This is a genomic window from Actinoplanes flavus (assembly GCF_017592555.1).
Taxonomy (GTDB): domain Bacteria; phylum Actinomycetota; class Actinomycetes; order Mycobacteriales; family Micromonosporaceae; genus Actinoplanes; species Actinoplanes flavus.
The window spans coordinates 1-14,565 of record NZ_JAGFNS010000011.1; the positions used below are offsets into that span (position 1 = coordinate 1).

Below are 14,565 nucleotides of genomic sequence, written 5' to 3' on the forward strand. Positions count from 1 at the left end.
CACCGTCGCGACCAATGACGGCGGCACGGACCGGCGTCCTACCAGCGCGAACAGGTCGCTGAACAAATCATCGGGGAACAGTCTGTCCCGGTGCTGATCGAGGAACACATAGATCGAGTTCGGGGGGAGAGCCGCCCCGCAGAACCGCCTGACCGGATCCGCGGAGTCCGACTCCTGCAACGCCCTACCCAACGTCATCCCAGCAAACTAACCAAAATCGAAACAAAGCTATATTCATCGCACGGGTGACAGGCGCCGTTTAACACCAGTCACCTAGCTCTTGTCGGCCAGGGCGAGACGAAGCTGGCGTACGTCGATCGACCCGGTCGGCACGTCCCGTTCGACCGGGAAGTACATCCGCTGGACCGCGGCGAGCAGCGCCTCGACGATCTGCTCCCGGAACATCGGGTCGATCAGCCGTTCCCGGTCCTTCGGTGAGGTCAGGTAACCGAGGTCGACCCGGACCGTCGGCATCCGGGTGAGGCGCAGCAGGTCCCAGGTCTTCGCGTGGGTCCGGCAGTCGTGCATCCCGGTGCGCACCACGATCTCCCGCTGCACCAGGGCCGCGAGCCGCTCGCCGACGGTCGAGCTGAGCCCGTTTCCGGTGCCGTAGTGGTAGGTCGCCACACCTTCGGCCGCGTCGGACGGGTGCCCGTCCAGATGCAGTGAGATCAGCAGGTCGGCGCCGAGGCTGTTGGCCAGGGCGGCCCGTTCGGCGCCGCTCATCGGGGCGGCCGGCGACGGACCGCGGGTCAGGTGCACGCGCATGCCGGCCGCGGAGAGCCGGCCCTCCAGGCGGGAGGCCAGGTCGAACACCAGGTCGGCCTCGTTCCACCGGAGCGGTCCGTCCGGCACCAGGACGCCGGTGTCGTCACCGCCGCCGTGGCCCGGGTCGATGACGATGGTCTTACCGACCAGGTTGGGGCCGGACTGCCGGAACGCCTCGGCCTCGCGCAGCCACTGCGGGCGGCCGCCGACCACCTTGCGGCCCAGCCGGCGCAGCGCCTTCATGGTCTGCGGGCCGCACGAGCCGTCCGGGACGAGGCCGACCTCACGCTGGAACTGGGCTACCGCGCGGGCTGTCCGGGCGCCGTAGACGGCGTCGGGGCGACCGGTGTCGTATCCCATTTCGAGCAGCCGCTCCTGGAGCGCCCGCACGTCCTCGCCGACGAGCGCGTCGGGCACCGAGTGGAACAGGGTGCGGGAGCCGAGCCGCCAGCGGGCCGCGTCGAGGGCGCCCCACGTCTCGTCGCCGACCATGCCGTCCACGCCGAGGCCACGGTTCTGCTGGAAGGCGCGGACCGCGGTCTCCAGCGCCTCGTCGAAGACGTCGGGTTCAGCCTCGTCGAGCAATTCCAGGCCGACCAGGATCGACCGAATCTCGGAAACAGCTGGGCCGGTGTCTCCGCGTCGGATGGACCGCACTCACGACTCCCTAGGACGAGAAAGGACGACCCTCCGGAGAGTACGCCCCGCGGCCCGGACGGGCGCGGGGCGTTGTGCTCGAAACGTCAGAGAGCCGACTCGATGAAATTGACCAGGAAGCTCTTGGGCTTGGCGCCGGCCACCGAGTTGATCCGCTCGCCGTCCTTGAAGATGGTCAGCGTCGGCACCGACATGACCTGGTACGCCATGGCGGTCTGCGGATTCTCGTCGATGTTCACCTTGACGATCTCCACCTTGTCGCCCATCTCGGCAGCGATCTCGGCGAGCAGCGGGTCGACCTTCTTGCAGGGCACGCACCACTCGGCCCAGAAGTCCACAAGCACCGGCTTGTCGGAACGCAGCACATCATCGGCGAAGGTGGCGTCGGTGACCACCTTGGTTGCTCCCACGAGGACCTCCCGGGTCTTACAGCTCTACGAATGAAGCGATGAAGCGCTCGGCGTCGAGCGCCGCGGCACAGCCGGTGCCGGAGGCGGTGATGGCCTGCCGGTAGGTGTGGTCGACCAGGTCACCGGCGGCGAACACGCCCGGGACGTTGGTCCGGGTGCTGGGCGACTGCACCTTCACGTAGCCCTCGTCGTCCAGCTCGATCTGGCCCTTGAAGAGCTCGCTGCGCGGGTCGTGGCCGATCGCCACGAAGACACCGGTGACGTCGAGGACCTTGGTCTCGCCGGACTGCACGTTCTTCAGGCGCACGCCGGTGACCTTGCCGTCCTCGCCGAGGATCTCCTCGACCACCGAGTTCCACTCGATCTTGATCTTCGGGTTGTCCAGCGCACGCTTCTGCATGACCTTGCTGGCCCGGAACGTGTCACGGCGGTGCACGATGGTCACCGTCTCGGCGAACCGGGTGAGGAAGGTGGCCTCCTCCATGGCGGAGTCGCCGCCGCCGACCACCACGATGTCGTGGCCGCGGAAGAAGAAGCCGTCACAGGTGGCACACGAGGAGACGCCGTGGCCGAGCAGCTCCTGCTCGCCGGGGACGCCGATCGGCCGCCACGCGGAGCCGGTCGCCAGGATCACGGCGCGGGCGAAGAACTGCTGGTCACCGACCCAGACGGTCTTGAGGCCCTCGGTGCCGGCCTCGGTCGGCTTGTCGGTCAGCTCGACCCGGGTGACGTCGTCGGTCAGGAACTCGGCGCCGAACTTCTCCGCCTGGGCGCGCATGTTGTCCATCAGCGCCGGGCCCATGATCCCGTCCCGGTGACCCGGGAAGTTCTCCACCTCGGTGGTGGTCATCAGGGCGCCGCCGGAGTTCACACCCTCGATCACCAGGGGGTTCAGGTTGGCTCGGGCCGCGTACAACGCCGCGGTGTAGCCCGACGGTCCGGAACCGATGATGATCAGATTGCGGACCTCGTCCACTGCCGACTCCTCAGTCTGTTTTCGTCGCACGCGTTTCAGTCGGCGACACTGCACGCTAAAACGTCATGCTAGGCATTCGCCATTCCCCGGCCGGGCCCGTGTCGGACCTCACGCGAGGGGGGTTCGGTCAGCGTACCGGGAGTTGCTCGACCGTGTCCGCGCCAGCACCGGGTGCGCCACACTCCGGACCGACCGCCCACACCCAGACGCCGTTGGCCGCGCTGAACCGGACGATCATCGCCGGATCGCCGTCGAACCTGGCGTAGTCCACCAGGTCCACCGAGATCTGGCCACCGCCGTTGTTCCGGGTGATCGCATCAAGGCAGCTGATCAGCCCGGACGGGTCGATCAGCCGGGCGAGCGGGCTGACACCGGTGTCCTGCGCGGCCGTCGCCTCGGAGGTCTCCGACAGGACGCCGACCTGGGACCGTTTCGCGCTCGCCGCCGCCAGCGTGCCGCTGGTGTAGTCGGTGTCGCTGAAGACGACGTTGTCGGCCGGGATGCGGGCCATCGCCGGGGCGTCGGCGGCTCCGCCCGCGGCGCTCTCCGCGCTGCCGTCGGACATGCTCGTCCCGGAGAGCTGGCTCACGCCGAATCCGGCGAACGCGAGCAGGGCGGCCGCCACTCCGACCGGCGCGGCCCACCGTCGTGCCCGCGCACGCCGCACCCCTTCAAAATCAACGACCTTGGCGGGTACGGCGTCCGCAGCGCCCGACGTCTCCTCCGGAACCCGGAACATCGCGTCCAGCCGCGCCGCCAGATCGTCGGGCATCGGCTCGGGCTCGAACTCCCGCAGCGCCGCCTCGACCGCGATCATGCCGGGCTCCAGCATCTCGAAAGCCCTGCGCCAGGCCGGGTCCGCGGACACCAGGCCGGCCACGCGCTCCTGGTCCGGGGTGCCGTCCAGGGCGCCACCGACATAGTCGGCGAGAAGGTCGAGGTCGACCCCGTCGAACTCGGCGCCCGTCACCGTGGTTCCCTCCGTTCCGGTCCGGTCGGCAGCGGTCTCGCCGCCTCCGACCTGGATGGGACGGTTCCGCCGTCGTTCCGGTTCCCCCGGAGGTACCCCAGGGTCACCGCCATCCTGGCCCGGCCGCGGGCGCACCGGCTCTTCACCGTGCCCTCCGCCACGCCGAGCATCGCGGCCGCCTCGGCCACGCCGTACCCCTGGACGTCGACCAGCACGATCGCGGCCCGCTGCTCGGCCGGCAGGGCGGCCAGCGCCTCCCGCACCACGAGAACCGTGTCCTGATCGGGCGTGGGTGCGGCCGGCTCCGGAGCGGACGGGCGGTCGTCGTCACGGTTGCCCTCCGGCAGCGGCACGGTCGGGTGTGCCTGCCGCCGGCGGATCCGGTCGAGGCAGGCGTTCACCACGATCCGGTGTAGCCAGGTCGTGACGGCCGCCTCGCCGCGGAACCGGGCCGCGTTGCGATGCGCGTTGAGCAGGGCGTCCTGCACCGCGTCGGCGGCCTCCTCGCGGTCGCCGACGGTCCGCAGGGCCACCGCCCAGAGCCGGTCCCGATGGCGGCGGACCAGCTCGGCGAACGCCTCCCGGTCGCCGGCCACGTGGGCACGGATCAGCTCGGCGTCGCTCGGCGTCGCGTCGGATCCGTCCCGGAAAGTCACGTCAGCAATCTAGTGCAGCGGGACACGCCGTGAGGTCTCAGTATCCGTACAGCTCGATCTCGTTGACGTTGACCTGGTAGCCCGGGGTCTCCTCGTTACGCGGCAGCTCGCTCAGGAAGACCATGACGTACTGGTACTTCTGGGTCGGGTCGGCGACGGAGAGCACATGCTTGGTGCCGGTGCTCTTGGCCGGGCCGCCCTCGGCGTCGCTGAGCGACTTGAACTGCTCGAGCACCTTCTTGTCGCCGTTGGAGCTGTCACCGAAGTCGCTGGTGCCGACCCGCAGGTCCATCACCACACCCGGCGCCGAGGTGGTGACCTGCACCTCGGACAGCGACCGCGCCTCGCCCAGGTTGATCAGCAGACCCATGCCCTTCTTGGTGTTACCGAACTTGGGCTGCGAATACCAGGCCAGCTTCCACGCCGTCTCCTGGTTGCCGTCGACGGTCAGCTTGGCCTCGTCGGCGTCGTCACGGTCACCGGGCGGCGGGTCGACGATGCGCACCATGTCGGCGGTCAGCTTGATCGGCTTCGGATCGGGCGCCTGGGTCTGCGTCGCGTCGGGGGTGTCGTCCTGCCCCGCGGCGCCGTCGGCCGTCGTCGACTGACCGCTGTCGGCGTTGGAGCTGGTGTCGTTGATCGCGTTGATGCCGAAGATCAGGCCGATGATCGCGATGACCACCAGGGCGCCGACCCCGAGCAGGATCTTCGGCGCGCTGCGGACCGGCTCGCTGGAACCCGAGGAGCCGCCCTGCACGAACCGCAGGGGACCGACGTCCTCGAACTCGTCCTCCTCGGAGGCGGCGTCCAGGCGGCCCAGCTCCGCGGTGAGCGCGTCGGACGCCGGGGCGGCGACGCGACGGTCCAGCAGGTCCATGGTCAGATCGTCGAGGTACGCCGGGACACCGGCCCGGATCTGACGCGGAGCCGCCGGATTGCCGGAGCTGTCGCGATTCGCGTCCGGCAGGCCGGAGCGGCCCACCTCGGTGTGCGGCCAGTGACCGGTGAGAGCGAAGTAGAGGATGCCGCCGACCGCACGGACGTCCGACTCGGTGCTGTCGGCCGCGTCGGCCCGCGCGTCGGCCAGCACGACCCGGCCGTCGTCGGCGATCAGGGTGCTGCCGGGATGCACGTTGCCGTGCACCATGCCGGTGGCATGCACCGCGGTGAGCGCGTCGGCCACCGAGTGCGCGATGGCGATCGCCCGGGCCGGATCCAGCGGGCCCTCGGCGCCGATCAGATCGCGCAGCGACTCGCCGTCCACCCACTCCCGGACCACGTAGGCCCGCTCCTGCTCGTCGATCGCGTCGTAGACGCCGACCAGGTTGGGGTGGATCACCCGGCTCGCCGCGACGGCGGCCTGGAGCATCTCGGTGGCGGAGTCGCCGCCCGGATGCCGGAGAACGACCGCGACCGCCCGGCGCAGGATGACGTCGATGCCCCGCCAGACCTGCCGGCCCGCACTGTCGTTGTTGACGTGCTGTTCCAGCTGGTAGCGCTCGGCCAGGATCTCACCGACGGCGGGGGCACCGAAGGTCATGACCGGCCCGGCTCCGTCGGCCGCGGTCTCGTGGCCTTCGCCGACCTGGGTCACCAGTCCTCCCTCGGTGGTGCATTCCTCGGTGTGCTTCTCGGGGTGCTGCAGTCTCGGGCACTGAACGACACGAGGCTCCGGCGCACATGCCGACACCGACCATACCCGTACTCGGCCATGGTCTGGCAGGTCGTCCCCCCGGCGCGGCATCGGCGCCGGGCTACACGAATCGGCCGATTCAGTGTCTGATCAGTCGCGAATCACCTGTTCAGGACGTTTATCTCCGGAATCAGCGACCGATCTTCCGGCGGACCATCCCGACCACCTGGCTCACCTCGTGAACACGCAGCAGCAGAGCCGTGCCCAGGTAGGTGATCATGATGACCGCACCGCCGACGGCGATCTGCACGATCGCCTCGACCCGGCCGTCCGGCTCACCCGAGCCGGGCAGCAGCTGCACCACGAGCAGCGCCAGCCCGGCCGCCACACCGGCGGCCACCGCGACCTTGAGCAGGGCTACGAGCACCGAGCCCAGGTTCAGCCGACCGATCCGGCGCCGCAGGACGGCCAGCGAGATCAGGGCGGACAGCAGGTAGGAGATGCCGTTGGCGGCGGTCATCCCGGCCGCGGTCAGGGACGCGTCGAGAATCGCCGCGAGCACGAAATACCCGGTGATCCGGGCCGCGACCACCGGCAGGTTGATCAGCGCGGCGGTCTTGTTGCCCTGCAGCGCGTAGAAGACGTTGGTGCAGAGGAAGCTGATCGACAGCGGCAGCACGGCGAACGCCGCGACGGTCAGGACCGTGCCCATGTCCAGCGCATCCGCGTTGGTGATGCGCCCGCCCTGAAAGAGGAAGACGGCGATCGGCCCGCTCAGCACGGCGTAGGCCACCACGATCGGGGCCAGGGCCGCGGACACCAGCCTGATGCCGCGGCTCAGGTCGTCGACGACCTCGTTGAGCCGGCCCTCGGCGGCGGCCGCGCTCATTTTCGGCAGCAGGGCGGTGATCACCGAGACGCCGATGATCCCGTGCGCCATCATCATCAGCAGGAAGACGTTGTTGAACGCCAGGGCGCCGGGGTTGTCCTCGCCGCCGGCGCTGTTCAGGGCCCGGACCAGCGCGAAGACCGCGATCTGGTTGGCGGCGACGTAGCAGAGCATCCAGCCGGCCAGGTGGCCGATCTCGCGCAGCCCGAGCTCGCGCGGCGCCCAGCGCCACTTCCAGCGGAAACCGACCTTGCGCAGGGCCGGCAGCAGGCCGACCGCCTGCACGACCATGCCGAGCAGGGTGCCGGCTCCGATCAGAACCAGCTCGGCCGTGCTGATGTTCTCCGCGGTCAGTTCCTTGTCCGTCCCGAAGGCCAGCAGGAACACCCCACACACCGCGATCACCACGATGTTGTTGAGGATCGGTGCCCACATCGGGGCCGCGAAATGACCGCGTACGTTCAGTACGGCGCCGATCAGCGCCGACAGGCCGGTGAAGAAGATGATCGGCAGGATCAGGTAGGAGAAGTTCGTGACCAGCTCACGGAAGGCCTGGTCGGTGTTGTCGCCGCTCGTCTGGATCGCTGTGATCAGTGGCGCCGCGAGCACCACCAGGACGGTTGCGATCCCGAGCATGACCACCGCGAAGGACAGCAGCCGCTGGGTGAACTCCTGGCCGCCGTCCGGTTCGGCCTTGCGCCGCCGCACCAGCAGCGGGATCAGCACGCTGGAGAGGATGCCGCCGAGCAGCAGCTCGTAGATCTGACCGGGCAGGAACTGGGCACCGGTGTAGGCGTTACCGACCGCCTGGCCGAGAACCATGCCGATCAGCGCGTTGCGGACGAACCCGATCACCCGGCTCACCAGGCTGCCGATCGCCATGATCGCGCTCTGACCGGCGGTGCTTCCACCCGCGGGCGCGGACTGCCGCTGCGGCTCCGAAGCCGGGGCGTCCACCGAGACCACGGTGACGCCCTCCTGCGCCGACGGTCGTCCGTCCGGTGTCGCATGCGTGCTGCGGTACAGGCCGCCGTTCACCCGAGCCTCCCGAGCCCTACCGATGATGGAGCCACCATAAAGGCAGACATCACACGTGGTGACGGAGGAGGGTGCCGGGCTCGGCCCCGGCCAGCGTCTCCACCATCCAGCACGCCTCCAGCGGAACGAGAGGCTCACTGAGCGCATCGAGCACGGTCGGGTGGTCGCAGCCCGCCCCGGTCAGCGCCGCCAGCAGGGCCGGCACCGCCGCCAGGTCACCCGAGCCGACGATCCGCCCGGCCAGCGAGCGCGTCGCGGCGTACCCATCCTGATGCGGCATCTCGGTCAGCAGAGCGCTCGCGTGGCGTACCAGATCGGAAAGGTCCTCGTGCGGGAAGCGATGCCCGGCACGGACCTGGAGCCGCGCCTGAGCCGGGGTGCTCAGGGACGCGATCGCGGCCTCGTCCAGAAGCTGCGGCGACGGAACCGGGCGCGCCGGCCACCAGCGCTCGCTCGTGAACAGCGGCAGCGGGGCCTGCTCCGGACCGCTCGTCAGGGCCGCCAGCTGCTCGTCGAAGGGGATCTCCCGGTGCAGCGACCGGTACGCGGCCTCGCGCACCGCCGCGATCTCCGCCGGATCGTCGTCGGCGGCGGCCGGCGCGAACGGCGACAGCAACGCCACCACCAGGCCGGGATGCGGCAGCAGCGGGTCGGACAGGGCGATCACCCGGGCGAAGCGTTCCAGCTCCCACCAGCGCAGAGCCGCCGGGTACGGCCCCGAGGCGGCCGCCCAGCCCAGTTGCACCGGCTCGCTGGCCGACGGCCGGCGCAGGCCGAGGGCGCGGTCGCCGGAGGGCAGCTCGATGTCGAGCACCAGCGCATAGCCGCCCACCACCGGAAGCGAGAGGTGCACCTCGGCGGGCAGGCCCTCGGTGTCGAACGGCTCACCCGTCCAGAAAGCGGGGGTCTCGGCCAGGCGTCGCAGCGCCTCGGAAACGGGCATCCTGTCATCCTGCCCGGCGACACTCCGCACTGCCACGACGGATACCCTGGTACCCCCATGTCTGTTCTGAATTCCGCCCAGCAGAAAGCGGTAGCCGAGCTGCTCCGCGTGTCCCCCGTCGCCGACGAGCTCGGCCGGCGGTTCGCCGCCGCAGGTCACGAGCTGCATCTGGTCGGCGGTTCGGTCCGCGACGCGCTGCTCGGCAGCCTCGGCGACGACCTCGACTTCTGCACCGACGCCCATCCGGAGCAGACCCTCACCCTGGTGAACGGGTGGGCCGACGCGATCTGGGAGACCGGGCGCGAGTTCGGCACGATCGGCATCCAGAAGAACGGCCTGCGGATCGAGATCACCACGTTCCGGGCCGAGGCCTATGACGGGGTGACGCGCAATCCGGTGGTGTCCTACGGGACGTCGCTGCTGGACGACCTGTCCCGGCGTGACTTCACGATCAACGCGATGGCCGTCTCGGTGCCGGGGCACGAGTTCACCGACCCGTTCGGCGGGCTGCGGGACCTCGCGGCGAAGGTGATCCGGACGCCGGCGGCGCCGCAGGTCTCCTTCGGCGACGATCCACTGCGGATGCTGCGGGCGGCGCGGTTCGCGGCGAAGCTGCGGTTCACCGTGGACCCGGCGGTGGTGACCGCCATGTCGGACATGTCCGCTGATCTCGACCGCATCACCGCGGAGCGGATCCGGGACGAGTTCACCAAGCTGATGTCCGGCGCCGACCCGATCGCCGGCCTGCGGCTGCTCGTCGACACCGGGCTGGCCGACCGCTTCCTGCCCGAGATCTCCGGCCTGAAACTGGAGATCGACGAGCACGCCCAGCACAAGGACGTCTACGAGCACACGCTGATCGTGGTGAGCAACGCGATGCGGCTCGAGGGCGACGAGGGCCCGGACTTCGTGCTCCGGATGGCCGCCCTCATGCACGACATCGGCAAGCCCGCCACCAAGGCGGTCGGGCGGGACGGCCGGGTCAGCTTCCACCACCACGAGGTGGTCGGCGCGCGGCTCACCAAACAGCGGATGAAAGCCCTGAAATACCCCAAGGACGTGACCGGCGAGGTGGTCGGCCTGGTCGCCCTCCACCTTCGTTTCTACGGGTACGGGCGGGGCGAGTGGACCGATTCGGCCGTCCGGCGGTACGTGACCGACGCCGGCCCGCTGCTGTCCCGGCTGCACAAGCTGACCCGTTCCGACGTCACCACCCGCAACCGGCGCAAGGCCGCCCAGCTGGCCGCGGACTACGACGCCCTGGAGGAGCGGATCGACCGGATCGCCGCCGAGGAGGACCTCGCCAAGGTCCGCCCCGACCTGGACGGCAACGCGATCATGGAGCTGCTCGGGGTGCCGCCGGGCCCGATCGTCGGCCAGGCGTGGCGCTTCCTGAAAGAGCTCCGTCTCGACCGGGGGCCGCTCGACCGGGACGAAGCCGAGGCGGAGCTCTTCAAGTGGGCCCGGGAGCAGGGCCACATCTCCTGACCTTCCGGGTTACGGAACGCCGATGCTCAGGTTCCGGCCGGCGAAGTCGGCGGGGAGCTTCCGGCTTTCGAGCCGGTTGCCCCTGATGTCGTAGAGAGCCGCCTTGTTGTCGTCGACGGAGAGCAGCCGGCCGTCCGGCAGGAAACGCGGTCCCCGGCCGCGCACCGTGGCGACGGTCGCTCCGGTGCGAACGTCGACCACCCGCACCGGGTTGCCCCAGTACTGCGAGTCCAGGACGAGCGCGTACCGGCCGTCCGGGGACCAGCCGTTCGGGACCCCGGTGATCGGAAGGACTCGCAGCTCGATGCCGGTCTCCGCGGAGTAGACGACCACGTCTTCGACGTCGCTGTCGAGCTCGCGCGGCTGGTCCATGCGGGGTAGCGCGATCTCCTGGCCGTTCGGCAGCCAGGTGTAGAAGCAGGTACTCGAGCAGGACGACATGCCCGCATGGGCCGGATGTTCGGTCAGCTCGGCGGTCGTGGCGTCCCAGATCGCATAGCCGCCGGCCCGGGTCGTGATCAGCAGGCGTGTGCCGTCCGGGGACCATTCCGGATCGAGCAGATAGCCACCTGTGAAGATCTTCTTTCCGCTCGCCACCGAGGTCAGGCTCTCGTGGTCGTCCGAGACGACGGCGTGCGGGCCGACCGGAGCGCCATAGACGGTGAAGTGCTGACCGGGCACCACCCGATACCGGCCGGTGGTCCGGTCCAGCACCACGTCGCCGTCCTTCAGCGTCTTCCCGTAGGGCTTGTCGCCGCCCACATCCTTGTGGCTGAGCGCCGTGACGATGGCGCCGCCCGGCAGCCGATAGGGCTGCTCCGACCAGTGACCGGTCCGTGGCGGCTGGGACACCGTCGCCGAGGGCGCGGGCGTCGGCGTCGCCGGAAGGGCCGTGCGTTCCGGCCGGATCAGCACGAACGGCACGGCCGCGACAACGGCCAGCGCGAGCGTGGCCGCGCCGATCGTGACCCGGCGACGACGGCGCAGGCGACGGCCACGGGCGCGGGCCACCGCGACCAGATCGTGCGGCGCGGGCGCGTTGCCGGCCAGATCCCGGACGGTCTCTCCCACGATGTCCTCCAGCCTCGTCATCGGGCCCCTCCCATCGACAGCGGCTGGTCGCCGACCAGGCCCCGTAGTCTGCTCAGCGCCCGCGACGCCTGACTGGCCACCGTGCCCGGGCGGCAGCCCAGCACTTCGGCGGTCTCCTCCAGCGAGCGGTCCTCGAGGTAGCGCATCACCAGGACGGCCCGCTGCCGGGCGGGCAGCGACAGCAGCGCCTCGCGGACCATGACCTGATCGGTGACGTCCTGGTCGTGGCGGGAATCGGCGGCCCGGTCCGGCACGTCGGCGACGGTCACCTCGTTACGGCGTGCGGGACGCCGCCAGGCGGACACCCGGTCGTTGTAAATGATCTTTCGTACGTACGCCTCGGCGTCGCCGTGGATGCGCGGCCATCGGGCGTACGCCTTGGCCAGCGCGCCCTGGACCAGGTCCTGGGCGGCGTGCTGATCACCGGTCATCGCGTGCGCGATCCGGAGCAGCGCCTGCCCCCGCGCCGCGACGAACGCGGTGAACTCGTCTTCCAGTGACTGCTTCACCGGTCACCTCCACCGGGACAGACGCCGGGAGCATCGGATTCTTTGCATGTCCTGTGAAAACGAGGTTGCGTCGATACGGTAGCGTCCTGAACCGCAGTGATCATCCCCCTGAACGGCCCCTCCAACCCCCAGGGACAAACCATGACCTCCGTACGCTCCCGCGTCTTCGCCGCCCTGCTGGCCGTCGTCCCCGCCGCGGGTCTGGTGGCCGTCGCGTCGCCCGCGCAGGCCGCCACCCTCGACATCACCGTCAAGTCGGTCTCGATCAGCAAGAGCGTCTTCGTGCTGGGCTCCGGCGCCGGCTGCCAGAAGTTCACCATCACCGCCGTCACCAGCGCGCCGATCCCGACCGCCGGCTACGAGATCGCCGGTGTGGGCGCCGACATCCAGGCCCCGAGCGGCAAGACCGTCAACGGTGGCCAGTTCGCTCAGGTCGGCTCGACGGCCACCTACAAGGGCACGTTCAAGATGTGCGGCAAGGACGCGGCCGGCCGCTACACCGTCGACGTCTACGGCGCCCAGATGAAGGCGGGCAGCGAGCCCGAGCTCACCAACGTCGTGAGCAAGAAGATCTACCTGAAGCGGCCCTCCAAGCTGACCCTGAACGCCGCGCCCGAGCCGGTCGTCAAGGGCAGGAAGCTGACCGCCAAGGGCACCCTCAAGGTCAACGGCAAGGTGCTCGCCGGCGCCCAGGTCAAGGTCTACTTCAAGCCGGCCGGCGCGACCACCTTCACCTACAAGGGCACCGCCACCACCAACGGTAAGGGCGTCTACAGCAAGAAGTTCACCGCCACCAAGAGCGGTGTGTGGCAGGCCGTCTACTCCGGTAGCGCCGCCCGCAACGCCGCGACGGCCGTCGACGGCGTCAAGGTCAAGTAGCCTGTCGTACCCCCGGGGCAGACTGGGGGCATGTTCGTCATCGAGACGCCGATCGGGCCGCTCGGGGTGACCGTCGACGGCCCGGCCGTGGTGGGTGTGCGTTTCGCCGCCCGGCCGGGGCCGTCCACGGAGCATCCGGCGGTCGAGCAGCTGCGGGACTATTTCTCCGGCGCGCTGACCGACTTCACCGTGCCGTTCGAGCTGCGCGGTGGGTCGGAGTTCGAGCGGGCCGTCTGGGGGGAGATCGCGAAGATCCCCTACGGCGAGATGATCACCTACGGGGCGATCGCCACGGCGCTGGGTGATCCGGGTGCGGCCCGCGCGGTCGGCACGGCCTGCAACCACAATCCGATCCCGGTGATCGTCCCCTGCCACCGGGTGGTCGGAGCCGGCGGCAAGATGGTCGGCTTCGGCGGCGGCCTCGACCGCAAACGGATCCTGCTCGAGATCGAGGCCCGGGTCGCGCTGCAGAAGGCCTGGAGCTGACGCCGTACCGAATCCGGGTGTGCGAAAGGCCGGCCCACGACGTGGGCCGGCCTTTGCCGCTCAGCTTGCGCTTCGCTCGGGTGACGCGCGTCAGCGCTCGATGTCGCCCTTGATGAAGGCCTCGACGGCCGCGTGGGCGTCGTGGTCGCTGTACTGCACCGGCGGGGACTTCATGAAGTAGGAGGACGCCGAGAGGATCGGGCCACCGATGCCACGGTCCTTGGCGATCTTCGCCGCGCGGACCGCGTCGATGATCACGCCGGCCGAGTTCGGCGAGTCCCACACCTCGAGCTTGAGCTCGGCGTTCAGCGGGGTGTCACCGAAGGAGCGGCCCTCCAGGCGGATGTAGGCCCACTTCCGGTCGTCGAGCCACGGCACGTGGTCGGACGGGCCGATGTGCACGTCGCTCTTGACCATCTCGTGCGGGATCTGGGAGGTCACCGACTGGGTCTTCGAGATCTTCTTCGAGACCAGGCGGTTGCGCTCCAGCATGTTCATGAAGTCCATGTTGCCGCCGAAGTTGAGCTGGTACGTGCGCAGCAGCTCGACACCGCGGTCCTCGAACAGCTTCGCCAGCGCGCGGTGCACGATGGTGGCGCCGACCTGGCTCTTGATGTCGTCACCGACGATCGGCAGGCCCGCGTCCTCGAACTTCTTCGCCCAGACCGGGTCGGAGGCGATGAAGACCGGCAGAGCGTTCACGAAGGCGCAACCGGCGTCGATCGCGGCCTGCGCGTAGAACTTGTCGGCCTCCTCGGAGCCCACCGGCAGGTAGGAGACGACGACGTCGACCTCGGCGTCCCGCAGAGCCTGCGCGACGTCGACCGGCTCGGCCGAGGACTCCTCGATGATCTCGCGGTAGTAGGTGCCGAGACCGTCGAAGGTCGGACCACGCTGAACGGTCACGCCGCTCGGCGGCACGTCGGTCAGCTTGATGGTGTTGTTCTCACTGGCGACGATCGCCTCGCTGAGGTCCATGCCGACCTTCTTGGCGTCCACATCGAACGCCGCGACGAACTTCACGTCCGATACGTGATAGTCGCCGAAGGTCACGTGCATGAGACCCGGGACGCGGTCGTTGGGGTCGGCGTTCTTGTAGTACTCCACGCCCTGCACGAGGGACGAGGCGCAGTTACCCACACCGACGATGGCGACGCGGACGGAACCCATC

At 69.7% G+C, this 14,565-nt stretch carries 14 protein-coding genes and 1 pseudogene; 3 read left to right on the forward strand and 12 right to left on the reverse strand.

The genetic code is table 11. From position 1 onward, the window contains the following. The 9 genes and pseudogenes from J5X75_RS17765 to J5X75_RS17805 all read right to left on the reverse strand — a co-directional run. Positions 1–198 (reverse strand): annotated as a pseudogene (locus J5X75_RS17765) (hypothetical protein); the annotation flags it as partial. A 75-nt stretch (positions 199–273) separates the two neighbouring features. Further along, entirely contained in the window at positions 274–1,425 is a 1,152-nt protein-coding gene (locus J5X75_RS17770; protein ID WP_208468528.1) for an N-acetylmuramoyl-L-alanine amidase, read from the reverse strand. 86 nt (positions 1,426–1,511) lie between these two features. Next, positions 1,512–1,835 (reverse strand): thioredoxin, encoded by a 324-nt coding sequence (gene trxA, locus J5X75_RS17775; protein ID WP_183226537.1) that lies wholly within the window; start codon positions 1,833–1,835, stop codon positions 1,512–1,514. Positions 1,836–1,851: 16 nt separating this feature from the next. After that, positions 1,852–2,811 (reverse strand): thioredoxin-disulfide reductase, encoded by a 960-nt coding sequence (gene trxB / locus J5X75_RS17780; RefSeq protein ID WP_208468529.1) that lies wholly within the window; start codon positions 2,809–2,811, stop codon positions 1,852–1,854. A gap of 127 nt (positions 2,812–2,938) precedes the next feature. Beyond that, positions 2,939–3,781, reverse strand: a complete 843-nt coding sequence (locus J5X75_RS17785) for an RsmA family anti-sigma factor (protein WP_208468530.1) — start codon at positions 3,779–3,781, stop codon at positions 2,939–2,941. Then, on the reverse strand, positions 3,778–4,437 hold the full coding sequence (gene sigM, locus J5X75_RS17790) for an RNA polymerase sigma factor SigM (protein ID WP_307798133.1): 660 nt from the start codon (positions 4,435–4,437) through the stop codon (positions 3,778–3,780). Before sigM ends, J5X75_RS17785 begins: the two co-directional genes overlap by 4 nt. Before the next feature lie 37 nt (positions 4,438–4,474). After that, positions 4,475–6,031 (reverse strand): protein kinase family protein, encoded by a 1,557-nt coding sequence (locus J5X75_RS17795; RefSeq protein WP_307798134.1) that lies wholly within the window; start codon positions 6,029–6,031, stop codon positions 4,475–4,477. Between the two features lie 229 nt (positions 6,032–6,260). Beyond that, entirely contained in the window at positions 6,261–7,997 is a 1,737-nt protein-coding gene (gene murJ / locus J5X75_RS17800; RefSeq protein WP_307798135.1) for a murein biosynthesis integral membrane protein MurJ, read from the reverse strand. A gap of 49 nt (positions 7,998–8,046) precedes the next feature. Then, entirely contained in the window at positions 8,047–8,940 is an 894-nt protein-coding gene (locus J5X75_RS17805) for a hypothetical protein (protein ID WP_208468533.1), read from the reverse strand. A 57-nt stretch (positions 8,941–8,997) separates the two neighbouring features. Between J5X75_RS17805 and J5X75_RS17810 the strand changes: the two genes are divergently transcribed. Continuing rightward, positions 8,998–10,428: a CCA tRNA nucleotidyltransferase gene (locus J5X75_RS17810; protein WP_208468534.1), complete on the forward strand. Its 1,431-nt coding sequence runs from the start codon at positions 8,998–9,000 to the stop codon at positions 10,426–10,428. 9 nt (positions 10,429–10,437) lie between these two features. Here J5X75_RS17810 and J5X75_RS17815 read toward each other — a convergent pair whose 3' ends face one another. Together J5X75_RS17815 and J5X75_RS17820 are read right to left on the reverse strand one after the other, a co-directional pair. Further along, entirely contained in the window at positions 10,438–11,520 is a 1,083-nt protein-coding gene (locus J5X75_RS17815; RefSeq protein ID WP_208468535.1) for a WD40 repeat domain-containing protein, read from the reverse strand. Beyond that, entirely contained in the window at positions 11,517–12,029 is a 513-nt protein-coding gene (locus J5X75_RS17820) for a SigE family RNA polymerase sigma factor (RefSeq protein ID WP_208468536.1), read from the reverse strand. Before J5X75_RS17820 ends, J5X75_RS17815 begins: the two co-directional genes overlap by 4 nt. A gap of 141 nt (positions 12,030–12,170) precedes the next feature. On the opposite strand from J5X75_RS17820, the gene J5X75_RS17825 reads away from it, so the two are divergent. Together J5X75_RS17825 and J5X75_RS17830 are read left to right on the forward strand one after the other, a co-directional pair. Beyond that, on the forward strand, positions 12,171–12,908 hold the full coding sequence (locus J5X75_RS17825) for a hypothetical protein (protein WP_208468537.1): 738 nt from the start codon (positions 12,171–12,173) through the stop codon (positions 12,906–12,908). A gap of 30 nt (positions 12,909–12,938) precedes the next feature. After that, entirely contained in the window at positions 12,939–13,394 is a 456-nt protein-coding gene (locus tag J5X75_RS17830; protein WP_208468538.1) for a methylated-DNA--[protein]-cysteine S-methyltransferase, read from the forward strand. Between the two features lie 90 nt (positions 13,395–13,484). On the opposite strand, the gene J5X75_RS17835 is transcribed toward J5X75_RS17830, so the two are convergent. Then, on the reverse strand, positions 13,485–14,564 hold the full coding sequence (locus J5X75_RS17835) for an inositol-3-phosphate synthase (RefSeq protein WP_208468539.1): 1,080 nt from the start codon (positions 14,562–14,564) through the stop codon (positions 13,485–13,487). Between the last annotated feature and the right edge of the window lies 1 nt (position 14,565).